The following is a 23,865-nucleotide window of genomic DNA, read 5'->3' on the forward strand; positions in this document are numbered from 1 at the left end:
AGAGATTGTCTCAACTATTAACTACATCAAAATTTCCCGCCGAGATCTTTAGGCTGGACAATGGGTTGACAGTTATTCACCAACACCTACCCGCTACACCAGTCGTAGTCATAGATGTTTGGGTAAAAGCTGGTGCGATCGCAGAACCAGCCGAGTGGTGTGGTATGGCTCATTTCCTAGAACACATGATTTTCAAAGGAACTGAGCTACTAGCAACTGGCGTATTTGACCAAGTAATTGAAAATCGCGGTGGCATAACTAATGCCGCGACGAGCCATGACTATGCTCATTTTTTCATTACCATCGCGGCGGATTATTTAGAAGAAACATTACCCGTATTAGCGGAATTGCTATTAAATGCAGCAATTCCAGATAGCGAGTTTGGATGTGAGCGAGATGTGGTATTAGAAGAAATTCGCTCTTGTTATGACAATCCTGATTTTGTGGGATTTCAAACACTGACAGAAAGTATTTATCAGTATCACCCCTACGGACGACCGATTTTAGGCACAGAAGCACATTTGATGGAGCGATCGCCCGAACAAATGCGCTGCTTCCACCAGCATCACTACCAGCCGGAAAACATGACAGTGGTAATTGTGGGAGGAGTGACCAAAGAACGAGCGATAGAAGCTGTCAGCAGCGCCTTTGAGAACTTTTGTTCAGCCCCTGAGTGTCCTAGAGAAACACCAGAAGCAGAACCACCTTTAACAGAAATTCGCCGTCAAGAACTTTTCTTTCCTAGACTAGAACAAGCCCGTCTATATATGGGCTGGATTGGGGCAGGTGTAGATCAACTGCGGGATGCTTATGGGTTAGATTTGCTTTCTGTACTGTTAGCAGATGGGCGCTCTTCCCGATTAGTGCGAGAATTACGGGAAGAACAGGGTTTAGTCCAAGGCATCGCTAGTAGTTTCTCATTACAACGAGATTCAAGCTTGTTTACCATTAGTGCTTGCTTAGAAGCCAAGCATCTAGAGCGAGTAGAAGCACTAATTCGCGATCGCTTATTTGAGTTACAGACAACGCCAGTCTCACCAGCAGAATTATCCCGATGTAAACGCTTACTATGTAACGACTACGCCTTTTCTACAGAAACTCCTAGCCAACTGGCGGGTTTATACGGGTACTACAACACCATTGCTAATGCTGAAATTGCCGTAACTTATCCAGATCAAATGCAGCAATTTCAAGCATCGGATCTACAGCAATTAGCACAGCAGTATCTTTCTCCTCAGTATTATGCTGTCACAACTCTTCAGCCTAGCTGGTGGTAAACAATTAACAATTATCAATGACCAATGACCGATGACCAGCTAACACCTTTACTCTTTATTTTTTATAATGGTTCAAATTAATTCCAACGTCATACGGCAACAACAACAAACAACGATCCATCGCACTCTTTTAGATAATGGCATTGTAGTACTGGTAGTAGAAAATCCTGCTGCTGATATTATTGCTGGTCGTATCTTTATTCGCTCCGGTAGCTGCTGCGAAGCTAGAGAAAAAGCTGGGTTATGTCACTTGCTATCAGCAGTAATTACTAAAGGTACGCAAAAGCTGTCATCTATGGAAATTGCTGAACGGGTGGAGTCAGTTGGCGCTAGTTTGGGTACTGATGCAGCTACAGATTATTTTCAAGTAAGCATTAAGACGGTTTCTACTGATTTTCCAGATATGCTGCATTTAGCAGCAGAAATATTGCGCGAGCCTACTTTTCCAGCAGAGGAAGTAGAATTAGAGCAACGTCTAACTATCCAAGCTATTCGTTCTCAGCAAGAACAACCAAGTGCGATCGCATTTGACCAATTAAGACAGGCAATGTACCCGCAACATCCCTACGGGTTATCCAGTTTAGGTACAGAAGCCAGCGTATCTAAGCTTAACCGTGCTGACTTACAGGACTACCATCAAACTTATTTCCGCCCAGATAATTTCGTAATTAGTATTGCTGGTAGAATCACAGCCGAAGACGCAGTTGCCTTGGTAGAAGAAGTTTTTGGAGATTGGCAACCACCCAAAACACCCTTACCAGATCTACATCTCCCTTCAGTTATATCCCAACCCTTAACAACAATTACTGCCCAAGAAACCCAGCAATCAATGGTGATGTTAGGGTATTTAGTGCCACCAGTACAAAATCCTGATTACGCTACCTTAAAGTTAATTAATACTTATTTAGGGAACGGTCTTTCTAGTCGCTTATTTGTAGAATTGCGGGAAAAACGCGGTTTAGCTTACGAAGTATCGGCATTTTATCCCACACGCTTAGATACTTCCCAGTTTGTAGTTTATATGGGTACTGCACCAGAAAATACTGCGATCGCCATGTCCGGTTTACGCACCGAAGTAGAACGTCTTTGTAGTACCCAGCTAACCCCCGATGAACTACAAGCATCCCAAAATAAATTGTTAGGTCAGTACGCCTTGGGTAAACAAACCAACGGACAATTATCTCAAGTATTTGGCTGGTATGAAACTATCAAACTAGGAATTGAATTTGATACCCGTTTTCAGGAAGAAGTTAAAGCAGTTACCCCCGAAATGATCCAACAAGTTGCTAGTAAATATTTCATAGAACCATATATCTCATTAGTAGGTCCTGCTGCGGTAGTTGAACCACTCAAAAGTACTAATGTGTCTTAGTTGAACACTCAACCGTCCCGCATTCTTCGTCCATGTAATCATGGGCGGAGTTAGGGACGGGCAGCCGATAACTACTACTCAGGTTCGTCTTGGTTTTTAATCATTACTTGAGGCAATCTACGAATATATTCTCTGATGATATGAGACATGGCGACACCCTTATTATCAGCATAAGTATGCAACTTCTGCCACTCCTTCTCATCAAGTCTTATACGCAAAGTTTTTTCTCTGGTCATGTTGCTACATTGTTGCTACAATACCAGCTATGATAGCAACACGACGCACAACATTTCGCTTATACCCAAATCAAGCTCAAACGGCAAAATTGTTTGAGTGGCGACGTTTACACTGCTGGTTATATAACCAAGCATTAAGTGACCGTCAAATTGCGTATAAACGGGATAAGAAAAGTGTTAGCTATTACGACCAACAACGTGCAGTTAAGGTTATACGTCAAGTATTACCAGAATTTAAAGAGTTAGGTTCTCACGCCTTACAAGCAACTATTAAACGGGTTGATTTTGCCTATAATCGGTTTTTTCAGGGATTAGGAAAATATCCAAGATTTAAATCATTGCGTCATTATTCTGGCTGGACTTATCCCTGTAATAGTGGATGGAAAGCTCATACTAATGGTGTTAATGGTTATCTCGATATTTCCAATTTGGGACAAGTCCAGATGAGAGGTTCATCGAGAACTTGGGGCAATCCTACTACTTTAACTATTGTTTACCGAAATCAGAAATGGTACGCATCAATTACAGTTGCTTGTGATGTGATTAGGGAAACGGGTTCTGGGTTAATTGGTTTGGATTTCGGTTGTAATATTGCAGTAATGGGAGCGATTCATTTAGGTGATGGTGAATATGAACAAGTAGCCATCGACAATCCTAGATACTTAAAGCAAGTACAAACCAAAATCAAACAAGCTAACCGTCAGAAACGGCGGAAACGTTCACCTAACTATAAGAAGCATATTAAAGCATCAAAAGGATGGAGAAAAGCGAATGGATGCGTTAGTAAATTAGTACGCATTGCCGCTAATCAGCGACAAGATTTTATTCATAAGGTAGCAGCACAGATTGTAAGCAGTAATAGCATGGTTGCTACTGAGAAGTTAAACCTTAAAAACATGACCAAGAAAGCTAAAAAAGGTAGTAAGCGAAAACAGCAGAAAACAGGGCTGAATCGCTCTATCTTAGATGTGGGAATGGGAATGTTGCGGTCAGCGATTGAGTATAAGGTTGAGGAAGCGGGAGGGGTTTTTGTAGAAATTCCTACTCAAAAAGTTAAACCTTCTCAACGCTGTCCAAAATGCGATTTTGTAAAGCCTAAGACTTTATCAGAACGAGTTCATAAGTGCGAAAAATGCACCTATACCTGTGATCGAGATTTTGCTTCGGCGCAGGTATGTGCAGAGTATTTACGCACGGGGTTAGGAACTAGCCTCGCCAAGCATGGATGTTCGACCTCTATTTCTAACCCTAAAGTTGTCAAAAACTGCGGAGGTATGAAACAAGTTGGACAGTTGAAGTGCCAGAAACCTCGTCCATCATCTTAGATGGGCGGGGTAGTTCATTATCTGTTAAGTAAGTGAGCATACATCAACGTATAGTGAAATTCATACGTCACAATTTACCCAGCCCCAGCGATGGCTAGTAACGTTTAATTTTACCCACATACTTAGAGCCTATCCGAAAAATAGATAATCACTCTTAAATATCTGCGTTTATCTGCGTAGCCTGCGGCAAGCGCTAACGCGCTATATCTGCGGTTAAATACTCTTAAAAGGACTTTTCGGATAGACTCTTAATACAACTCAGCATCAGACACATGGTAGAACAACACGAACATTAGTTTGTTTTCCAGGTATACTTTCGATAGTCAAATCTCCGCCATGTAATTCTACTAAACGTTTGGCGATAGTTAGCCCTAAACCAGAGCCATTTTGCTCAGAAACATCGCCAAATTGCATATAAGCACCCACATTAGCAATTTCTTCAGCAGTCATGCCCCGCCCCTGATCCACAAAATTGATAATATAGCTATTATTTTCATAGCTACTCATAATTTTCACAGGGCTTCTTTCAACAGAGAATTTAAAAGCATTATCAACTAACTCTTCGATAATTTTCTTGAGTTTTAATTCGGAAATTTGCACATTAGCATCTTGTAGATCTAACTTTAAATCTACTTCTCTAGCTACTTCTTGAGCTTTATATGTAGCCACATCTGAAATCACCGCTCGTGGATCACTCAGTTGATGATTGCGAAGTGACTTAATCAACTCAGAATTTGTAGCTAATACTTCTAATTTAGCTACGATCAAGAAATTTTGAACCACTCTATACAATTGTCTAGCATACTGATTAATCTGCTCTCCCTTTTCCAAAACTTCTAGTGGTTCTAGCAAACCATGTTCGTGAATAAATACTTCTGATAAACTAATAATTTTGTTTAAGGGGCTGCGTAACTCTGTAGGGAGTGACAGCGAAATACGATTACGCAACTCCTCTAACTTTTTCTGCGACTCTTTTTCAATCGCCGCTTTTTTCTCTAAGCGCGTCTGAATTGTTTGTAATATTTCAGAGCGGGTAAATGGTTTAGTAAGATAGTCATCTGCGCCTAGTTCCATACCTTGACGTAGATCAGTCCTATCAGCTTTTGCTGACAGAAAAACAAACGGAATTGTGCTAGTTGCTGGTTGTTGCCGCAACTCCAACAACACATCACGCCCATCAAGTTCAGGCATCATGATGTCACAAATAATTAAATCGGGTAAATGTTCTGTAGCAGTCTGCACACCAATACGACCGTTCTCGGCACCTATGGGATCAAAACCTTCAGCATCAAGGATGTCTAGAATAATTTCTCTAACAGATTGCTCGTCTTCAATTACTAATATCTTTTTCATCATGTAACGGTAATGTGATTGTAAATGTTGAGCTAAGATCTAATTTACTAATAACTGCTCTCTCACTCTTAGGTAATTTTACGGAATTATTAACAATTGTCAGCTTGAGGTTATTTCGGGTAATATTGCTGACATTTGTAGCTATGTTGAAAAATTCAAATAAGTATTGTTGATATTTTAAGGTAATTCCTTTACCTTCATCTTTAAAAGTGAATGTAACTACTCCATCTTGACTTTATACTATAAATTGTACACTTTTATCGGGTGATGAATATTCTACGGCATTTCGCCGCAAATTCATCAGGCTCCGGCGCATTTGCGCGTAGGGCATACTGCCTGGAGACATAGACTCTGTTGGGGGTAGGGTAATAGGTTGAATTAGGTTGAAAGACTTAGTTAATTTTTTGTGACAAACCCGTAAAAGGTACAGTTAATAGAATTTAACATTTAACCACCTACAAATAATGCCTCTGCTACACCTACACTAATTTCCTCAAAGCGGAAATCAGCGATCGCTTAGTTATAACAGACTAGCCAGAGGGAATAATAAAAATACACTCAAATTTGTCAGCTTCATTGTGCTTGACACCAATTAGATAGAGAATAAGTACCTGTTGCTGTAGGGTGTAGCATGATCACAACCTTAATCTAACTGCAACCTTCCCAATGAAAGAAACTTTCGGAACTGAAAACAAAAATCCCCTACAATCTTCTTCCAATCGCCCAGATATTGAGCATAATGCAGGCAAACTTAGAGTTGATATGCACTATTACGAAACTGTTGATCATCTCCAGCCGACAGTTTATAAAATCGTGCTAGTAGAGGATAACCCAGAGGATGCCCACTTAGTTAGAGAAATGCTGATAGATGTTGGTGCGGAACAGTTCAAGGTAATGCACGTTAAGCAACTAAGCGAAGCATTTGAACATATAACTTCAGATGATTGTGATCTAGTCTTGCTGGATTTATCTCTACCAGATGGACAAAGCTTAGATACGCTCTTACAAATGCAGGTTTTTGCCCCTACTATACCAATTATGGTGCTAACTAATCTTAGCGATGAACATCTGGCAGTGCAAGCTGTTAGACAAGGGGCGCAAGATTACCTAGTCAAAGATGAAATGGATGGCAAATGGTTAGTTCGTGGAATGCGCTATGCCATTGAACGCAACCGCCTACGCATAAACTTAGAAGCACGTACCCAAGAATTACAGCACCGTGAAACTAATTTCTACAACATGATCGCCACTAATGTTGATGGCATGATCATTCTAGATACTCAGGGAGTTGTACGTTTTATTAATCCCGCCGCGCAAGCTATGTTTGGCTGTGTAGCTGAAGAAATTTTGGGAGAAAAATTTAGTTATTCACTAACACCAGGGAAAACCAGAGAACTGTGTATTCTTCGCCCCAACGGAGATACACCAACAGTAGAAGTGCGCGTAGTAGAAACAACTTGGGAAGGCTCAACTGCTTATCTTGCTTCTCTGCGAGATATTACGGCACGCAAGCAAGCTGAAGAACGCCAACAAATGCAATTTGCCGTCACTCGTATTTTAGAAACGGCGGGGACACTTAATGCTGCATACGAGCAGATTTTGGAAGCGATCGCCAAAGCATTAGGATGGGTTTTAGGGCAGGTATGGCTTGTAGATCCTAATTTTCAAAAGTTGCGCCTTCATAGTTCCTGGCATCAACTATCCCTGTCTGCAACTAATTTCGAGGATAACAGTAGTAAAATCACATTTTTATCTGGAGAAGGCTTACCAGGTTACGTCTGGCAACATAATCAACCTGCTTGGATTGCCGACATTTCTCATGCTAAAAACTTTCCTCGCCTTAGTGCGGCTGTTACCGATGGATTGCAAACAGCTTTGGCTTTTCCCATCTGTAATGCCACTCAAGTTATAGGTGTAATTGAATTTTACAGTTGCGATCGCCGTCAGCCAGATGAAAATTTACTCCAAATAATGACCGACATTGGTAGACAAATTGGTCAGTTTATCGAACGCAAGCAAGCTGAAGCCGCCCTAATAGCTCAAGAATCTTTTCTCCGTCAAGTAATTGATACCAGTCCGAATTTAATTTTTGTTAAAGACGGACAAGGAAAGTTTACCTTAGCAAATCAAGCAGTAGCAAATATTTATGGCACAACTATTGAAAATTTAATTGGCAAGACTGATGCCGATTTTAATCGCAAAAGCCAGCAAGTAGAACAACTTATTAAATCAGATCTAGAATCAATGGCAACATTGCAAAAACAGATTATTTTTGAAGAGAAAATTACTGATTTTACAGGTAAGACCCATTGGTTTCAAACTATTCAAAAACCTTTAATTTCCCCTGATAGTAACATCTGTCAAATGCTAGGTATATCGGCGGACATTACGGAACGCAAGACAGCAGAAATAGTCTTGAAAAAAATCAATGAACAATTAAAAATTCGCGTAGATTCACGAACTAGCGAACTCAAGTTAACTAACTACAAATTGAAGCAAGAAAATATACAACGAAGTCGCGCTGAGTCAGCTTTACGCAAAAGTGAAGAAAGATTTAGACAGCTACTTGAGCAAGCTGGAGACGCATTTTTCTTGCACGATCCAGAAGGAAAATTAATTACAGTTAACCAGCGTGCCTGCGATAGCCTTGGCTACACTCGCGAGGAACTATTAAATTTAACCCTTGCTGATGTTGAAATAAATTTTCTTTCACATAAAATAGCTGAAAAATGGCAGGAAATGGCTTTTGGTATTCCGATTACTCTTAATGGACTTCATCTACGCAAAGACGGAACAACCTTTCCAGTTGAAGTCAGTCTAGGTAAGTTTGAATTAGATGGACAGCCCCATATACTTGCTTTAGCGCGTGACATCACTGAACGTCAGCGAGCCGAGTTAGAAATAAGAAATGCTTTAGAAAAAGAAAAGCAATTGAACGAATTTAAATCTAACTTTATTACTATAGCTTCCCATGAATTTCGCACACCACTTACCAGCATATTAGCTGCGGCTGAAGTGCTGGAGCATTATGGATATAAATATACCGAAGAGAAAAAGCTTTCCTATTTGCATCGTATTCAATCTAGTGTCAATCACATGACAGAGCTATTGAATGATGTGCTGATTCTTGCTAAAGTAGAAGCTGGAAAAATAGAATTTAAACCACACAAAATTGATTTATACCAATTCTGCCGAGAACTTACTGAAGAAATGGCAATTACGGATAAAAATCAGCACAAAATTATATTTATTAGTAACCTAAATGAATCTTTGTCAACTCTAGAAGCTCCCTCATTTTGCATGGATGAAAAATTATTACGCCACATTTTGATTAATTTATTGTCAAACGCCATTAAGTATTCTCCCGCAGGAAGTACAGTTCGTTTTGAACTTGATTACCAGGAAGAAAAAGCTATTTTTTATGTTCACGATCAAGGAATTGGAATTCCTTTGGAAAATCAAAATCTTTTATTTCAATCATTTTATCGAGCTAAAAATGTCGGCAATATATCTGGGACTGGCTTGGGGTTAGCAATTGTTAAAAATGCTATAGATTTACATGGTGGCAGTATTAATGTCAAAAGTGATTTAGGAGTAGGCACAACATTTACAGTTGTTTTGCCCTCGATCTCTCCGTAAAATACCTAAATCTAGGTGAACCCGCCCCTACTGCTAACCGCTAACTGCTAGATAATCCCCATCTTTCTGCAAAAACCTCAAAACCCTCTTTCCCCCTGCTCGGATGCCCCTGCGCCCCTGCGCTCTTAATCATAAGTATTTAACAAAACCGGATATAATTTCTATCTTTAGGGAGAGGAGAGAATCCATTCTAGGGATAGAGTGACTGTTGCGACTTTAAAAGTTAAATTAATAATCGTCAGAGAAACGAACATTAGTTGTATTAGCTAATAAGTTTGTTACTAAATCTGCTTAAAATCACAGACCTAATTAAATTCATCACTTGCTTAATTACCAATAGGAGTTTAATAAAAAGCTATGCCTATTTATCGCGATCCCGTAGAACGTCGTCTTGACGAAGAAAGATTAGTTGTTCGTGAAAATAATAGTGCTGCGGGTGGTTTGCTAGTAGGGCTTTTAATTGCTGCCCTTTTAGGTTTGGCTGGTGCTGCATTCTATTTTATGAACCAACGCCAAGAATCACCGACGCAGATTCTACCTATACCTGTACCTAATAGTAGTCAGCCTCAAAATCAACCCCGTACTCAAGATAAAAACACCACAATCATTGATAGAACCATACAAAAGACTAGAGAAGTAGTTCCTATTCCTCAACAACAAGCACCCGCTTCTCAACAAACAGCACCAAAAGCCCCTGATATTAACATCAACGTTCCAAGCCCTACAAATCAAGCTCCCGACACTAGCACTTCTACTTCCCCAACTACACCACAAACTCAGGGTACTGATTCAGGTACGTCAGACTCTCAACAATAAACAATTATCAATTATCAATTACCTCCCAACTTCACTTGTGGGCTTGAAATAACGAAAAACTTTTTGATTTCCAGAACGCCTCCGCGCAGGGTAAGCAGGGAAAAAATTGATAATTGATAATTGATTGGTCAGTTAAAAAAAATCTCTTTACATCCAAATTACATTAATAATTTTTGGCGGCAACTATGGCTAACCTAAGAAATCGTAATGATAATGACAGTAACGGTCGTTACAATGAGTCTGACAACATCCCTACTGAGGAATTTGTAGAGCCAGGTAGAGTTACTTCCTATCGCGATGGTTATGTTCATGGTCGCGTTTTGGAACGCCGTCGGCAAGATGAAGTTTTAGAAGTTCGTGACAATAACAATGCTGCTCGTGGCTTGTTAATTGGTTTGTCTATAGCTTCATTACTTGGGCTAGGTTTAGCTGCCCTATTCTTCTGGAATCAAAGACCTGAAGAAGCTCCTACACAGATAATTGTGCCTCAATCTGTTTCACCTTCACCCTCACCACAGTCTGCTGAAACACAAAATCGCACAACTGTAATTGAACGACAAGTTGAAAAAGTACCGCAGGTAATTGTACCGCAACAGCCAGCTTCGGCTCCTCAACAAAGTGCGCCTAATATTAACATTAGCGTTCCTCGGCAAGTAGCGCCAGCCGCTCCCAAAACTGATGTCAGAGTAATACCAGTGCCTTCAGCACCCCAGCAGGCTCCTGCGCCTAAGCAAGACACAACGGTTAACATTACTCCTCCTCAATCTTCAACTCAAAGATCAGAAACATCCACATCTTCTAATCCTAAAGCGAATCCCATTAATTCTTCTGAGGGTACACAGAATCAAACAGATACCCAATCAGGTACAGATTCTACTCCTTGACACTCTCCCGTCAAGCTGGCGCTGTGACGGGAGATTCTTACATCACAGATTCTTGTCTAGCCTGAGATTACTCCCAAGCCCCGACAGACCATCTCCGCAAGCATTTTGGAATACGGGCTGCCCGACCGCATTTAATCCTCTAGATCTAATGACTAAACTAGCTGCAAAATCTCTATTGCAGCTAAAACCGCATTCAGGACAGGTATGAGTCCTTTCACTTAATTGTTTCTTACCTTTATGAACTTCACAGTTGGGACATATCTGAGAAGTGTAGTTCTTGTTAACTTTGGCAAAATACACATCTCGTTTCCAACAAACATAAGATAATATCTCAAAGAATTGACCAAAACTTGCATCTAAATTATGCTTGCAAAGCATATTTCTAGACCACGCCCTCAAGTCAATATCTTCTACAAATATCATTCCATTGTCGTCACACAAGCGATGCGCTACTTTATAGTGAAAGTCCTTTCTCGTATCCGATACAGTTTGATGTATTTTAGCTATTTTTTGATTTAATTTATGGCGATTATTAGAACCCAGTTGCTTATTTTTCAGCCTTCTCTGTAGCAATTTCAGCTTACGGTGAAGTTTATTGAAAAATCTAGGTCTTTTAATCAACTCATTATTTGAAGTAGCAACAAAGTAATTAAGCCCAATGTCTATTCCAAGCGGATTACCGTGAGGGAAAGGTGTAGGTATATTAACATCCGACTCAAGGCTCATATTAACAAAGTAACCAGAAGCTTTTCTGATTACTCTTGCCTGTTTAAGAATAAAACCTTGCGGAATTGGTCTTGATAGCCTCATCTTCACCAGTCCAATACCAGGGAGTTTTATATAATTATTGGTAATTGGATTAGTCTTGAACTGAGGAAAGACAAAAGACCGCATCCTGTATTTATTCTTGAATCTGGGGAAACCTTTGTTCAAAGATTTCATCTCAACAAATGCTCGATCTAATTGCCGTAACACCTGTTGAAGTACTTGGGCATTAACAGAGCTTAAATCAGGATTGTCCTTCCTAGCTAATGTCAAAGATGCTGACTGCAATTTGTAGCAAGGGTAAGGCGCGTCAGCAGGGATAATGTACTCTTTTTCCAACGAGCATCTATCCACGTTGTTTTTACGCGAATTAGACCAATCTTTACGTTCAGCCAAGGCAAAATTCCCAACTTTACGGCAAGCATCGAGGTAACGCTCTATCTCGAAAACTTGCCGTTTGTTTGGTTTTAACTTGAACTGATAATTACAAGTCAGCATACTTCGACCTTTGTTGCTCCTCCCATGATCATCATATCTACAAAGATAAGTCAACTGTGTAGATGATCCGCGCTTCGCTCAGTTTATATATAGCAGTCGCCAAGGCGGTTAGTGCATTCTCTCAATCTCAAATCCAGTCACAGTAAGGGCTTGACTTCTGACTTCTGACTCCTGACTCCTGCTATACTGGTCGCAATTCATCTCCCGTTAAATCGAAGCGATTGTAACGGGAGTCCTCTTGCTCCATCTAGATAGCAAATAAAATTCTTGTACAAAATGTTTAGCTCCTAGCAATGGCTGGGGGCTAATTTGTTGCTGCTGTAATTTTTTTTTGAGTGTACAACTTAATATACTCATCAAAATAAATTTAATTAGCGTCTTTATAATCAAATCCCAAGGCTCGTAAAGTACGTCTATTGCAAACCCATTTACGCTTACCATTCTCTATATTTAAAATTTATTTGATGCCTGATTATAGAGTTACTAACACGGTTAATAGTTGCTTCAGGCAACGCTTTCTCGATTAAATGTTGTTATCTTTGAATTGTAAAATAGTAGAAATATATACTTCTCCAGTTATTACTAAATGTGTGTTAAAATGTGTTGCTACCTAATGACATCTTTTAGGATAAACGATATATTTAAATATTAATCTTCCAGTTTTTCTCTAATTGAACTCTTTGACGGTTGAGTAAGGTTGAGCGAAAGATATAATACTTTTTATATCCTATTAATCCTAAAGCAATGAAACCAAATAAAGAGATAGCCAATAATCCTTCTAAGGGGCTATCTCTTTTGTAAGTTTGTTGAACTGATTGGGATTGCACAAACGTAGCACAGGAAGGTTTAGGAGTTTGTGCTATTGCCACTTGGATTGAATTTAGAGGCGAATACTCAATCAGTAGTCTAGCTGAAAAATTTTGTAAATAGCTCTGCATTTAGACCATGCGATAACGCCAGTTGATAGTACGTGGTTGAGAGTAGGACGCAGAGATTCCTGTATCACCATAGGTTTCCCCTGGAACCTGATAGCGCCAATTTAAAGCACGAGGCTTACTGTAGGGTTTAACAGCAGGAGGAGTATATTCATAGATGTGTCCCCCGTAGATAAGTTGCATATTCTTTTTCTCCTGGGTTTAGTTGAGTGTTATACCGTTTTTCTATCAAGGTTCTATGGGTATGATTTTTATTGTTTCAGCTAGGTGTATATGATCGCGTATACGTATTTGTATAACTTAATACAGATTGTATACTATGTCCGTGGGATGATTAAGAAATGTGTCGCTATCCGCAAAAATAACGAATTTTTAAGGAATTGCGATCGCAGTTTATCGGTAAGGATTTCTAAAATACGTATACTAGACGCTCAACTACGGCGTGCATCTCTACTCTCAGGAAATATACTCAAATAATTCTGAAACCTTAGTAAAAGTTAGGTAATTTTTACGAGCAATACCTAAGCAGGTGATCTGTATATTAAAAATATATCGAGCAGATGACTAGCCAAAAGCTATATAGAAAAATAATTATTTTTTAACTTTGAACCCCACTTGTCTATTATTGACGGGTGGGGTTCTGCTATTTAAGCTTTGTTAATCATCTCAGAAGGGCTACCACTAAAGACTGGTAATTTAAGACGTGGTATCTTGCTAAACTTAACAACTGTAGTAATCATCAGGCGGGTACATCCTTGCTAGACGAACAAGCCAAAAAGACAATTCTGCGTAAGATTCCACACGGACTCTATATCTGTGGTGTCAAGGATGGAGAGGATGTCAACGGCTTCACTGCAAGTTGGGTAATGCAGGCATCCTTTCAACCACCGTTAGTTGTTAATTGTGTGAAGCAAGATTCTAGATCACACGCAATGATCAAAGCTAGCGGTGTATTTGCTATGAGCTTTTTAGAAGCAGGGCAAAAAGAATTAGCGCAAAAATTCTTCAAACCTCAACGCCGTGTTGGTAATAAGTTTGAAGATGTGGAATTTTATATAGGACAAGAAACTGGTTGCCCAATCATCTCCGACTCTCTTGGTTATGTAGAATGCAAGGTTGTCGGTAGTGTAGAGCATGGCGATCACACTGTTTATGTTGGTGAAGTCCTCAGCGCTGGTGTTCACCGTGAGGGTGAGCCACTATTACTAGAAAGTACTGGGTGGCAATATGGCGGGTAATTAGTTACTTCCCTACTCTAAAATTATTAATTTTATATAGATAGGCAGATGGGGCGATCGCAAGCAAGGTGATAACTGACAGGTTATTTCACACTACTACTGTTGCCTTTTTGCCCTATTTTTCTAATTACTACCACTTGTACTTAAATCTTGCTCTTGAATTTTTGCTTCTAGGGCATTGCTCTTTTGGTTCAATTCCCGAATGCGACGAGAGAGCAAACGGATGATATTGACCGCAATTCCTGGGGTTTCATCAATTGCGTCGTAGAGTTGCAACTGTGTCAGCATGAGACAGTCACATGGTTCGATAGTACTCACAGAAGCCGATCGCGGTTCTGCATCAAACAAAGACATCTCACCAAAACACGCACCTTGTTCCAGTTGTGCGAGATCGCGATCGCCTATATGTACCCGCACCTTACCTGACACCACAATATAAAGCGATCGCCCTTCCTGCCCTTGTGTAAAAATTGTGTGCTGGGTTGGAAAAGATAGCTCATCCATTACAGAAGCCAGCCTGACTAAAAAATCATCCCGAAGTTCTTGAAAAATCGGGACAGCCCTGATAAATAATAGCCGCTCAACACTGCTTAACATATAAATTTAAGTTTTGAGCTTTGATGACATCAACTTGTTCAACTCATCACTGATAATAATTAATTACTAAGATCTACCATCATCTGCTGAACTTGCGCTGCTACGATTTGATCTGGATCATTTTTTAACACTGGCAATAATTCTAAGAGAGCGCGGGGTGAAGCTTCCTTCAAATAAGCCAACACAGCTTCGCGCACAAACCCAGTGGGATGACGTAGACAGACAAGTGTCTGATCTGTGGTGAGACTCCAGTGAGCGGCGCGTGCCAAATGGAAACAACAAGCCAGCGTCCATTCTGACAGAAAATGGCGTAACTCCAACAATCGACGCAGGCGATCGCTCGGAGCCATTGGTTTATAAGGCAAAATTTCCGTTAAAATCTCCAGTTTTTCTGCTGATGGATGTTGATCTAAAATACCCAACAAAACTTGTTTTGTTGGCAAATCGAGAGTATTATCCAAAATTTCTAACCCTACAGCTACATTAGAGCGAGAATCAGACTTAAGATTAAATGAAGCTGCTTGGATTGCACCAATCGGGTAAAGAAACTTCATTAGCAAAAAGCAACGATCTATCACATCCGATTCCAAATTTAAGAGCGCCCGTTGCAGCAGTAAGAGTGCTTCTTGATAAGATTGCAGCCTCAAATCTGGCTCTAACTTAGTTGAAAGTGTTTCTGCGTTTATTTGCTCTAAATCCACCTGTGCCGCATAAATCTGACCCAATAACAGTAGTTCTTGCTCAATAAAAGTTTCCACTCCACTGCGCCCTAATCTATCTAGTACAGCGTCAATGCCAATTTCACCAGGCATTTTTAAGAGGATACGCAACAGATTACGGCGGGTTGTTCCCCAACTGGTGATCAACTGAGAGGTTAGTTGAGTCAGTGCTGCTGGTGTACTAATAGTAGCGATCGCATTTAAAGCTGAAAATCTCACTAAATCTGGTTTATGGCTGTCTTCTGCTAATTCACTCAGCAAAGGAAGCGCCTCATCTCCCAGTTTTACCAAAGCACGACTTGCAGCCTCGCGGGTAGATTTGTAGTACAACCCTCGCACCAGGGAAGGATAGTATTCTTCTTGGCGCGTCGAACCAATTACCTCCAGTAAAGCGCAACGCACTCGCAAAGATTCATCCTGCAATAAATCAGCTACATAAACTCGTAGCGCCTGCAAATAATCAGCCTCTCCTAAAGCGCGACAACCCATCACCCGTTCTCGTTCTCGTTTATGCGTCAGCATCCGCCGTAAGGTATTGGTAGCTTCAGCCTTGTCTTCGGTATTTCCTCGACGCAACATCAGGGCGGCGGCTGTTCCCCGCACAGTTGGATCTACTTCTGGTCGCAAATAAGGTTTTAAAGTACTAATATCCAATTCTGGTTCCGCTAACCAGATATATCGCAATGCTAGAGCCAGCACCTCTGGTGATAGTTGCTCGGCAATTAAAGCTTGGATATCCTTTAAATAATCAGGGTTAGGGTATTCTAGGATCACTTCCAAACTCTGACGTTGCAAACTCGGTGTAAATCTCGGTAATAAAGGAGCTAAAACTTCACCTGTGTTTTGGGGATCAATCTGAGATAAAAGTTGAATACAAGAGCGTTTATCTCCCTCTTTACCTGGTTGCTCTAAAACTTCGATCACAGCACGTTTAAAAGCTCGCAGATCAACATCAGAAAACCCCAAGCGCCCTTGTTCAGCACTCTGAACCAGCAAGTTCACATAGCTTGAACGTAATAACCAAGCAGTTACCAGCCACCCTAAAGCAACTAATACGATGATGCCTACAAACACATTGCCTTGTAGTTGATCTTGGGCAACTTTTGGTAAATTGGGAAACGCCCAGTAACATAGCCCAATAATGGCTAAAATACCGATCCCTGTAACGCCAGTGGAGAGTGTCTCGGCAATGCCACGTACCATCGCTTGGATTGAACCGCGAATGCTTTCTGGCAATGGCTGAAATAATACTGCTCCTGTGCTTGCTATCAGGGTATAACGCAACAATTCGTCGATAAATTTAAGACAGACTACGCCAATAAATAAGCTAAATGGACGGGTAAGGGTAATTAAACCCAAGATGCTGATTGAGGGTGGTAAAAAACTTGTTGCTGCAAATGTGATCACCCCGATAATTACCACGCAGATAGGTAATAACATTGCAGCCACAAATACTCCTAGCCGCTCAATTAGTCGGCTAGAAAGAAACCACTGAGTCGCTAGTTCAAACAGTCCTAAAATTCCGCTAAATATGCCCAAAAAACCTGCGATCGCACTAGCATCTAAGTTTCGTTCCAGTTGGCTAAGATATTGAAATTCCACTACCAGAAATAAAACCTGACCCAAAATAAAGAAAGCAAATAGCGGAATTACATAACGCTGTAATGTGCCACCTACCCGTCGTGATTTGAATTCTGGCTGTAAATCTTCTAGATTCCGCATTGGGGAATCAGGAAAAGACTGCTGGTAACGCCTTGTTAAATAAAATAAAATACCAGCCCCCAGTAACATCATAATGCCCGCCAAAATAATGATGTTTTGGAGTGATACTAATACCAGTAGCAAAGGTAATGAAAAACCACTAATTACATCTGCTACTAACAAACCACTACTAATTAATGGATAAGTGCGCTTAATCTCACGAATATTAAATAATTGATTAGCTGTAATTGAGGTGTTAAGATCATTAAGAACAGTGGTCGCATCCATCCATAGGCGTAACAGAAAAACTGTTGCCAAAACAATCACACCGTCTACATAATTGCCTTGTAAACCTACCCGAAATAAAAATAGCGGCACTCCCATTAATATAGCGATCGCCACTAATACAGATCGCAGTGGTAGAGTTTTTTGTAACCTGGAATAGAAAAAACCTAACCCTGATCCTAAACCTGAGCTAGCAATATATATTACAGGCAACAACTCAGCGCCGTACTGTTTCAAAAACAAAGCTGTCGCGCTAGTTTCTAACCACAGTAGCCCTATTGATGTTGTCGTATAAAAAGCGAACATTAATAAAGTTCGTTCACTTTCTTCTGGACGCAGATTTACCCACCGTAAAAACCCCTGCCCCCAACCGCCCCTAAAATAAGTGCGTGTTTGCATTTTCATGCGGTACTTGTGTTTATAAGCGTAGCCTCTCCTTGCTGATCATAATTAGCAAGGCTATCAGAAAAAATAAAAAGGCAAAAATGTTTATCTTTGCCTTTGATTCTTAATTAATATTTTGTCGTCTATCGGGACAATGCTCATCCCTGCTCACCACTAAGCTATTTTTTAGGAGACAGCAGCATCATCATATTGCGACCTTCTTTTTTAGGCGCTTGCTGAACTTCAGCCATTTCTTGCAAATCTGTCGCCATGCGCTTTAGCAATTCTTCCGCTAAGTCACTATGCTGAATTTCCCGACCTCGGAAGGTAATAGTAGCTTTGACTTTATCTCCAGCTTTGAGAAAACGCTCTGCTTGATTCACACGCACTTGATAGTCATGCTCTTCAATCTTGTAGCGCATCTTGACTTCTTTGACATCAGCCGTGTGCTGCTTTTTCTTGGCTTCGCGAGCTTTTTTCTCTAGCTCAAACTTATATTTGCCATAGTCCATAATCCGGCATACAGGGGGATCAGCCTTGTCACTTACCAAGACTAAATCCAAGTCCTTTTCTTCAGCTAGGCGCAGAGCTTCTTGAGGCGTTAGGATACCTAGCTGTTCACCCGCCGTATCTATGACACGAATTGTGGGAAACCGAATTCTTTCGTTGATTTGGGGTAGATCGCGAGTGCGTCTTTTTTCAATCACAGGTATTAACAATTATGTAAAACAAAACCAGGCTTATATTACTTATACTTGCCATTCTACTGATTATGAGCCATTTTTTGTATGGGTTTGTTAGTAAGCTAACAAAACATTGCTAAAAATAATAATTTGGCACAATTCAGCTAGTCTTATTCTAGCTCAATGCGATCGCACAGTAAACACTCCTGCATACCTATACTAGGTAGTAGGGGAACTAAAAAGCGTCAACAGTGATGATATACATCCTGGGAAGACGAACCCAAGCACCATAATTGTTAATTGTCTAAGGTGGCTGTGACAAAAATTAAACCTTGGCACGAGCAGGTGGGAAGTCAACGGGATTGGGTTTGGCGTGGTTGGCAAACTCGCTATACATATATCCGTGCATCCCAGTTAAATGCTAAAACCACACCAGTGCTGCTGTTACATGGATTTGGCGCATCAATTGGACACTGGCGACAAAATATGGTGTCACTAAGCCAAAATCACAATGTTTATGCGCTGGATATGTTGGGATTTGGTGCATCTCGCAAAGCGCAGGTAAACTATAAAATTGACCTTTGGGTAGAGCAAGTATACGACTTTTGGCGGACGTTTATTCAGCAACCAATAGTATTAATAGGGAATTCTATTGGCTCTTTGGTATGTTTGGCAGCAGCAGCAGCGCATCCAGAAATGGTGAAAAGTGTTGTGATGATTGGCTTGCCAGATATGTCAGCTAGAGAAGAAGCTATTCCTAAGTTTATGCGACCTGCTGTAGCTGCAATAGAAGGTTTGTTTGCTTCACCACTGCTGCTCAAAAATGTGTTTTACTTGGTACGCCGCCCTGGAGTTGTGCGAAAATGGGCTGCGATCGCCTATTCTAACCCAGCAGCAATTAGCGACGAACTCGTAGACATTCTTACAGGACCCGCCCAAGACAGAGGTGCGGCGGCGGCATTTGGTGCAATCCTCAAGGCAATGATTGGCTCAGACTTTGCGCCAAGCGTTAAGACCTTACTCCCCAACTTAGAAATTCCTCTGCTGTTGATTTGGGGAAATCAAGACCGGATGATTCCACAGAGTTTATCGCGTCGTTTTGTAGAGCTTAACGCCAACCTGCAACTGGTGAATGTAGATAATGCTGGTCACTGTGTACATGATGAATGCCCAGAGCAAGTTAATCAAATTCTACTCGACTGGCTTGATGTTAAGTATATGGAATCTAGCAAGCCTACACTACTTGCTAAAAGCAATATAGTCAGGGCTTACGAAGAGATCCCCCTAAATCCCCCTTAAAAAGGGGGACTTGCAAATTCCCCCCCTTATTAAGGCAGGGCTGTTTCATTTTCCAGAATTATATTTCCAACATTGACTCTAAATCTTTTTTATTTATCAAATTAAAATTTAGCACTAATGTTTAATATAACTTTAATTAATTATTCCTTGATAGATTAACTCTATACACAGCATAAATTTTCCGATGCTTTATCCCATCAGGCTTGAAGCTCCTCTTAAGTTATTTTTTTAACGAAAACTACTGCTGATAATTTTCAAATTTTAAGTCAATTCTTCCGTCATAATGAGCAGTTTGTTCCAGTGATTACCTAACCACCTTTTTCCCTCGGTTATAGAGATGAAACCCAAGCCGCGAAAAAGATTCAAAACTATTGTTTTTAAAATGGAAAAATTAGTAGCTGCTTGAATTTGATGAATTTTCATTTTATCTTCATTTAAAATTACGTCTTTGACCCAGTGAACTTGATTTTCTATTCGCCAATGCCCTCTAATTCTTTGGTTAAACGTTTCCGCATCTGCGCTCATGCTACTGATGTAATAAACTGTTTCTTGATATGGTGAGCTTCCTCTCCATCCCCAGCGTTCTACTTTAATCAAGCTTTGAATATGTGACCAGTTTTTCAATTTAATAATATTATTAAAAACTGTTACTTCTCGAGTTACTTGTCGTCCATGACTTTGTTCTTTAGTGATACATCGGCTGGATGGCTCAATCATATTTGTTAAAGTTTTTACTTGCTCATACAATTTATTTTGGTTTTTCTTTAAAGCAATTAAATAATTATTTTGACTTTTGATAATTGCTCTAGTTGTAGTTTGATTACAATGCAGCGCATCGGCGCTTATTACTTTTCCTTTAAAACCGCAATTCCTTACTATATCTTGAACTTCGGCAATTTCTGACTTACTTTTATTCTCGATTTTACTCAGGGCTATCACTAATCCTGTTAGTTGACTAAATACAGAAACTATTACCCCAAAATTTTGCGATTTATCTGCATAGTTTGTTACTGTGCTTCTCAAACTTTTTCCATCAATTGCCAACCAGTCTGTTTCATCTATTTGCGGATAGTTTTCTTTAGCCCACTGATTAAAAACTTCGCTGAGATTTTGCCAGTCCATGCCCATCATTACCCTTCTTATAGTTGCACAAGATGGTAATCTTTCCGTAAATATTTCCAAGTTATTAATCAGATTCCTTTGCTCATATTTTACAAAATGCCCAATTTCTCTATAGCCCTGATACCCTGACATCATCCCTAAAACTACTACTAATAATACTATCCATAAGGGATGTCTTTTTCCTTGACTTTTACGAAAATCCTTGACTTTCTTCAAGTGTTCTATTAGACTAACAAGCATGATTTTATTAAAAAAAAAGAGCGATCACTGTGATTTTATCAGGTAGCGATCGCTCTTTCTTTAAGAATTTGCCTTGGAAAATGAAACAGCCCTGCCTTATTAAGGGGGGTAGGGGGGATCTAGGTTTCAGGCTTGCGGTGCGTAAGTCCTAATAGTGTAGGTGCTTAACTCAAGATTATGTGGCAACTTTAGTACCCATACAGGGGGAAAACTGCCTAGCCGATCTCAACTTGATTGGTATCAACGTCAGTTGCGCCATCTACACTTTGGGCGATCGAAACCATCTGGTTAAGAATTTGCTGATCAGGGGCTTTTCCTTTTAAAACAACTGTGCTGCCAGTCTGAGCCACCCAAAGTGTATCAATATCGCCCAAATTTTGATCTTGATCGAAAGCTAGAGCTACGCGCTTTGCAAGACCGCTTTGATCGTATTCTCCATTTAATCCCACTCTTTCTGGGGAAACCTGATTGCTGTCTGCTCCCGCAGGCGCTTGATAGGAAGCTGAGGGTGTCGCATTGACTTGAGCATTCTGAGGCTTACCCATTCCAAACAGTCTTTGTAGCCAACCCATAATTTTTTTTACTCCAAAAAAGTTTAATCCTACCTATTATGCTTTGCCAGCAGAATTGAGAACATCTGCTAATCAAAAGATTTAAGCTTTTGCAGCACCTAAGTCTTTAGGTATACCTCAACGGTCAAGTGGCTTAACTTCAGTTGCTAATTCCACCTTGAAAATAGGTAAGTTCTGATTGCTCGTGGTCACGATAGAATAAAAAACTAACACCATTGCGTGTTGAGCGTATTAGTATCGCAGATGATTGCTTTTGTTTTAAGTAATGAAACACACTCTTTCGGTTTTGGTCGAAGATGAAGCGGGTGTTCTCACTCGCATTGCCGGATTATTTGCTCGTCGTGGCTTTAATATTGAAAGTTTGGCTGTTGGTCCCGCCGAACAAGTCGGCATCTCCCGCATTACAATGGTGGTGACTGGAGATGATCGGGTAATTGAGCAGCTAACTAAGCAGCTTTACAAGCTGATCAATGTGCTGAAGGTACAAGATATTACCACCATACCTTGCGTTGAGCGGGAGTTGATGTTGCTTAAGGTAAATGCAACTGCTTCCAATCGCTCAGAAGTTGTGGAACTTTCTCAAATTTTTCGCGCTCGTGTGGTAGATGTAGCAGAAGACTCACTAACATTAGAAGTTGTGGGTGATCCTGGGAAAATTGTGGCGATTGTCCAAGTTTTGAATAAGTTTGGAATTCGTGAAATTGCTCGTACTGGTAAAGTTGCTTTGACTCGTGAATCTGGAGTCAATACGGAATTCCTTAAGTCTTTAGAAGCAAAAGTTTAGTAGTTAGGACTTACGCATCAAAGCCAGTAACCAAGATGGTCACGCTACATATAGGGGATGTAGAGACGCGAAATTTCACGTCTCTACATTTATGTTATGCGATCGCACAAAAAAATTAGTCAATAATTAAGGCTATTTTGCCTGTAGTTGAACCAACTTCTAGTAATTTATGAGCTTCGGCTGCGGCTTCTAAGGGAAAAGTTTTACTCAGGTGAATTTTCAGTTTACCTTCATCAATTAAACCAGCGCATTGTTCTAATATTTTGGCTTGATCTTGCTGCGCTGATACCATTCCTTCTGCCATCGGTGTCAGCATTAGTTCTAAACTAATTCGTAGATTACGGTTTCTGGCAACTTTCCAATTAGTAGAGGAATCTGGCTCTAAAATTGTCACAATATCACCATATACCATTACTGCTGGGAATGTCTGGGTAAAGATGTCACCGCCTACTGTATCAAAAGCAAGATCAACTCCTTCTCCTTTAGTCGAGTCTAGAGTAGCTTGGACAAAATCAGTTTGCTTGTAAAGGATGGGATAATCTGCACCTAAGTTGCGTACAAATTCAGCTTTTTCTTCTGATCCAACGGTAGTACAAACATCTGCACCTTGCAGTTTAGCAAGTTGAATTGCCACATGACCAACACCACCAGCACCAGCATGAATCAGCACTTTACGTCCTGCTTCTAAGCGTCCGCGATCGTATAATGCTTCCCAAGCGGTAATTAAAACTAAAGGTGCGGCGGCTGCTTCTGCAAATGAGATTGAGGCAGGTTTACGTGCTACAAATCGCTCATCTACTACTACTAATTCTGCATAGTTACCTGTTTTTGCACCTAGTCCACCTTGACAGAAATAAACTTCATCGCCAACTTGAAATTTTTGGACGTTTGCACCAACTGCTTCTATAATTCCAGCACCATCACAACCTAAGATAGCTGGCATTTGATTGGGGTAAAATGTACCACGTTTGCGGAGTTTGGTATCAATGGGGTTGATTCCCGCGGCGCGGAGACGCACAAGGATTTCTGTATCTTTTTCAATCTTGGGGTCGGGTACTTCCTGAAGTTGCAGCACTTCGGGGTTTCCTGGTGCTGTCATTAATACTGCTTTCATTTTTGTGGTTATTTATAGCTATAACAC

Annotated in this window: 20 protein-coding genes; 9 read left to right on the plus strand and 11 right to left on the minus strand. The window is 40.4% G+C overall.

The window, feature by feature from the left end; all coding sequences use genetic code 11:
* Positions 1 to 5: 5 nt before the first annotated feature.
* Positions 6 to 1,277, plus strand: a complete 1,272-nt coding sequence (locus CRI9333_RS20680) for a M16 family metallopeptidase (protein WP_015205102.1) — start codon at positions 6 to 8, stop codon at positions 1,275 to 1,277.
* A 67-nt stretch (positions 1,278 to 1,344) separates the two neighbouring features.
* On the plus strand, positions 1,345 to 2,649 hold the full coding sequence (locus tag CRI9333_RS20685; RefSeq protein WP_015205103.1) for a M16 family metallopeptidase: 1,305 nt from the start codon (positions 1,345 to 1,347) through the stop codon (positions 2,647 to 2,649).
* Between the two features lie 74 nt (positions 2,650 to 2,723).
* On the opposite strand, the gene CRI9333_RS20690 is transcribed toward CRI9333_RS20685, so the two are convergent.
* Positions 2,724 to 2,885: a hypothetical protein gene (locus CRI9333_RS20690; RefSeq protein ID WP_015205104.1), complete on the minus strand. Its 162-nt coding sequence runs from the start codon at positions 2,883 to 2,885 to the stop codon at positions 2,724 to 2,726.
* Between the two features lie 29 nt (positions 2,886 to 2,914).
* Between CRI9333_RS20690 and CRI9333_RS20695 the strand changes: the two genes are divergently transcribed.
* Positions 2,915 to 4,210, plus strand: a complete 1,296-nt coding sequence (locus tag CRI9333_RS20695) for an RNA-guided endonuclease InsQ/TnpB family protein (RefSeq protein ID WP_015205105.1) — start codon at positions 2,915 to 2,917, stop codon at positions 4,208 to 4,210.
* Between the two features lie 264 nt (positions 4,211 to 4,474).
* Here the strand turns inward: CRI9333_RS20695 and CRI9333_RS20700 are convergent, their stop codons facing one another.
* Entirely contained in the window at positions 4,475 to 5,563 is a 1,089-nt protein-coding gene (locus CRI9333_RS20700; protein ID WP_041226144.1) for a hybrid sensor histidine kinase/response regulator, read from the minus strand.
* Between the two features lie 666 nt (positions 5,564 to 6,229).
* Between CRI9333_RS20700 and CRI9333_RS25185 the strand changes: the two genes are divergently transcribed.
* The 3 genes from CRI9333_RS25185 to CRI9333_RS20715 all read left to right on the plus strand — a co-directional run bounded on the left by CRI9333_RS25185 (position 6,230) and on the right by CRI9333_RS20715 (position 10,902).
* Positions 6,230 to 9,202, plus strand: coding sequence for a PAS domain S-box protein (locus CRI9333_RS25185; protein WP_015205107.1), 2,973 nt, complete (start codon positions 6,230 to 6,232; stop codon positions 9,200 to 9,202).
* Positions 9,203 to 9,559: 357 nt separating this feature from the next.
* A complete protein-coding gene (locus CRI9333_RS20710; protein ID WP_015205108.1) occupies positions 9,560 to 10,018 on the plus strand; it encodes a hypothetical protein in 459 nt (152 codons plus the stop codon).
* 185 nt (positions 10,019 to 10,203) lie between these two features.
* Entirely contained in the window at positions 10,204 to 10,902 is a 699-nt protein-coding gene (locus CRI9333_RS20715) for a hypothetical protein (RefSeq protein WP_015205109.1), read from the plus strand.
* A gap of 42 nt (positions 10,903 to 10,944) precedes the next feature.
* Here CRI9333_RS20715 and CRI9333_RS20720 read toward each other — a convergent pair whose 3' ends face one another.
* The 3 genes from CRI9333_RS20720 to CRI9333_RS20735 all read right to left on the minus strand — a co-directional run bounded on the left by CRI9333_RS20720 (position 10,945) and on the right by CRI9333_RS20735 (position 13,283).
* Positions 10,945 to 12,165 carry an RNA-guided endonuclease InsQ/TnpB family protein gene (locus CRI9333_RS20720; RefSeq protein ID WP_015205110.1) on the minus strand — a complete coding sequence of 407 codons (1,221 nt, stop codon included), beginning with the start codon at positions 12,163 to 12,165 and terminating at the stop codon, positions 10,945 to 10,947.
* 641 nt (positions 12,166 to 12,806) lie between these two features.
* The gene (locus tag CRI9333_RS20730) at positions 12,807 to 13,103 is read right to left on the minus strand and encodes a hypothetical protein (protein WP_015205112.1); all 297 of its coding nucleotides are present in this window, start codon (positions 13,101 to 13,103) and stop codon (positions 12,807 to 12,809) included.
* Positions 13,104 to 13,283, minus strand: coding sequence for a hypothetical protein (locus CRI9333_RS20735; RefSeq protein ID WP_015205113.1), 180 nt, complete (start codon positions 13,281 to 13,283; stop codon positions 13,104 to 13,106).
* A 572-nt stretch (positions 13,284 to 13,855) separates the two neighbouring features.
* On the opposite strand from CRI9333_RS20735, the gene CRI9333_RS20740 reads away from it, so the two are divergent.
* Positions 13,856 to 14,338: a flavin reductase family protein gene (locus CRI9333_RS20740; RefSeq protein ID WP_015205114.1), complete on the plus strand. Its 483-nt coding sequence runs from the start codon at positions 13,856 to 13,858 to the stop codon at positions 14,336 to 14,338.
* A 123-nt stretch (positions 14,339 to 14,461) separates the two neighbouring features.
* Here the strand turns inward: CRI9333_RS20740 and CRI9333_RS20745 are convergent, their stop codons facing one another.
* The 3 genes from CRI9333_RS20745 to infC all read right to left on the minus strand — a co-directional run bounded on the left by CRI9333_RS20745 (position 14,462) and on the right by infC (position 18,737).
* Entirely contained in the window at positions 14,462 to 14,935 is a 474-nt protein-coding gene (locus tag CRI9333_RS20745) for a Crp/Fnr family transcriptional regulator (RefSeq protein WP_015205115.1), read from the minus strand.
* Between the two features lie 59 nt (positions 14,936 to 14,994).
* The gene (locus CRI9333_RS20750; protein ID WP_041226145.1) at positions 14,995 to 18,045 is read right to left on the minus strand and encodes an Npt1/Npt2 family nucleotide transporter; all 3,051 of its coding nucleotides are present in this window, start codon (positions 18,043 to 18,045) and stop codon (positions 14,995 to 14,997) included.
* A gap of 158 nt (positions 18,046 to 18,203) precedes the next feature.
* A complete protein-coding gene (gene infC, locus CRI9333_RS20755) occupies positions 18,204 to 18,737 on the minus strand; it encodes a translation initiation factor IF-3 (protein WP_041226874.1) in 534 nt (177 codons plus the stop codon).
* Positions 18,738 to 19,022: 285 nt separating this feature from the next.
* On the opposite strand from infC, the gene CRI9333_RS20760 reads away from it, so the two are divergent.
* On the plus strand, positions 19,023 to 20,006 hold the full coding sequence (locus CRI9333_RS20760; protein WP_015205118.1) for an alpha/beta fold hydrolase: 984 nt from the start codon (positions 19,023 to 19,025) through the stop codon (positions 20,004 to 20,006).
* A 261-nt stretch (positions 20,007 to 20,267) separates the two neighbouring features.
* On the opposite strand, the gene CRI9333_RS20765 is transcribed toward CRI9333_RS20760, so the two are convergent.
* Together CRI9333_RS20765 and CRI9333_RS20770 are read right to left on the minus strand one after the other, a co-directional pair.
* Positions 20,268 to 21,368 (minus strand): ISAs1 family transposase, encoded by a 1,101-nt coding sequence (locus tag CRI9333_RS20765; protein ID WP_015201778.1) that lies wholly within the window; start codon positions 21,366 to 21,368, stop codon positions 20,268 to 20,270.
* Positions 21,369 to 21,583: 215 nt separating this feature from the next.
* Positions 21,584 to 21,940 carry a BON domain-containing protein gene (locus CRI9333_RS20770; RefSeq protein ID WP_015205119.1) on the minus strand — a complete coding sequence of 119 codons (357 nt, stop codon included), beginning with the start codon at positions 21,938 to 21,940 and terminating at the stop codon, positions 21,584 to 21,586.
* 265 nt (positions 21,941 to 22,205) lie between these two features.
* Here CRI9333_RS20770 and ilvN point away from each other — a divergent pair, with 265 nt between their 5' ends.
* On the plus strand, positions 22,206 to 22,724 hold the full coding sequence (gene ilvN / locus CRI9333_RS20775; protein ID WP_015205120.1) for an acetolactate synthase small subunit: 519 nt from the start codon (positions 22,206 to 22,208) through the stop codon (positions 22,722 to 22,724).
* A gap of 115 nt (positions 22,725 to 22,839) precedes the next feature.
* Here the strand turns inward: ilvN and CRI9333_RS20780 are convergent, their stop codons facing one another.
* A complete protein-coding gene (locus tag CRI9333_RS20780) occupies positions 22,840 to 23,838 on the minus strand; it encodes a zinc-dependent alcohol dehydrogenase family protein (protein ID WP_015205121.1) in 999 nt (332 codons plus the stop codon).
* Between the last annotated feature and the right edge of the window lie 27 nt (positions 23,839 to 23,865).

The organism is Crinalium epipsammum PCC 9333, from assembly GCF_000317495.1.
Classification (GTDB): Bacteria; Cyanobacteriota; Cyanobacteriia; order Cyanobacteriales; family PCC-9333; genus Crinalium; species Crinalium epipsammum.

What these genes read in the sequence shown, in the direction of transcription:
- CRI9333_RS20685 (WP_015205103.1), top strand. Translation starts at nt 1,345, where the DNA reads ATGGTTCAAATTAATTCCAACGTCATACGGCAACAACAACAAACAACG.
- CRI9333_RS20690 (WP_015205104.1), bottom strand. Translation starts at nt 2,885, where the DNA reads ATGACCAGAGAAAAAACTTTGCGTATAAGACTTGATGAGAAGGAGTGG.
- CRI9333_RS20695 (WP_015205105.1), top strand. Translation starts at nt 2,915, where the DNA reads ATGATAGCAACACGACGCACAACATTTCGCTTATACCCAAATCAAGCT.
- CRI9333_RS20700 (WP_041226144.1), bottom strand. Translation starts at nt 5,563, where the DNA reads ATGAAAAAGATATTAGTAATTGAAGACGAGCAATCTGTTAGAGAAATT.
- CRI9333_RS25185 (WP_015205107.1), top strand. Translation starts at nt 6,230, where the DNA reads ATGAAAGAAACTTTCGGAACTGAAAACAAAAATCCCCTACAATCTTCT.
- CRI9333_RS20710 (WP_015205108.1), top strand. Translation starts at nt 9,560, where the DNA reads ATGCCTATTTATCGCGATCCCGTAGAACGTCGTCTTGACGAAGAAAGA.
- CRI9333_RS20715 (WP_015205109.1), top strand. Translation starts at nt 10,204, where the DNA reads ATGGCTAACCTAAGAAATCGTAATGATAATGACAGTAACGGTCGTTAC.
- CRI9333_RS20720 (WP_015205110.1), bottom strand. Translation starts at nt 12,165, where the DNA reads ATGCTGACTTGTAATTATCAGTTCAAGTTAAAACCAAACAAACGGCAA.
- CRI9333_RS20730 (WP_015205112.1), bottom strand. Translation starts at nt 13,103, where the DNA reads ATGCAGAGCTATTTACAAAATTTTTCAGCTAGACTACTGATTGAGTAT.
- CRI9333_RS20735 (WP_015205113.1), bottom strand. Translation starts at nt 13,283, where the DNA reads ATGCAACTTATCTACGGGGGACACATCTATGAATATACTCCTCCTGCT.
- CRI9333_RS20745 (WP_015205115.1), bottom strand. Translation starts at nt 14,935, where the DNA reads ATGTTAAGCAGTGTTGAGCGGCTATTATTTATCAGGGCTGTCCCGATT.
- CRI9333_RS20750 (WP_041226145.1), bottom strand. Translation starts at nt 18,045, where the DNA reads ATGAAAATGCAAACACGCACTTATTTTAGGGGCGGTTGGGGGCAGGGG.
- CRI9333_RS20765 (WP_015201778.1), bottom strand. Translation starts at nt 21,368, where the DNA reads ATGCTTGTTAGTCTAATAGAACACTTGAAGAAAGTCAAGGATTTTCGT.
- CRI9333_RS20770 (WP_015205119.1), bottom strand. Translation starts at nt 21,940, where the DNA reads ATGGGTTGGCTACAAAGACTGTTTGGAATGGGTAAGCCTCAGAATGCT.
- ilvN (WP_015205120.1), top strand. Translation starts at nt 22,206, where the DNA reads ATGAAACACACTCTTTCGGTTTTGGTCGAAGATGAAGCGGGTGTTCTC.
- CRI9333_RS20780 (WP_015205121.1), bottom strand. Translation starts at nt 23,838, where the DNA reads ATGAAAGCAGTATTAATGACAGCACCAGGAAACCCCGAAGTGCTGCAA.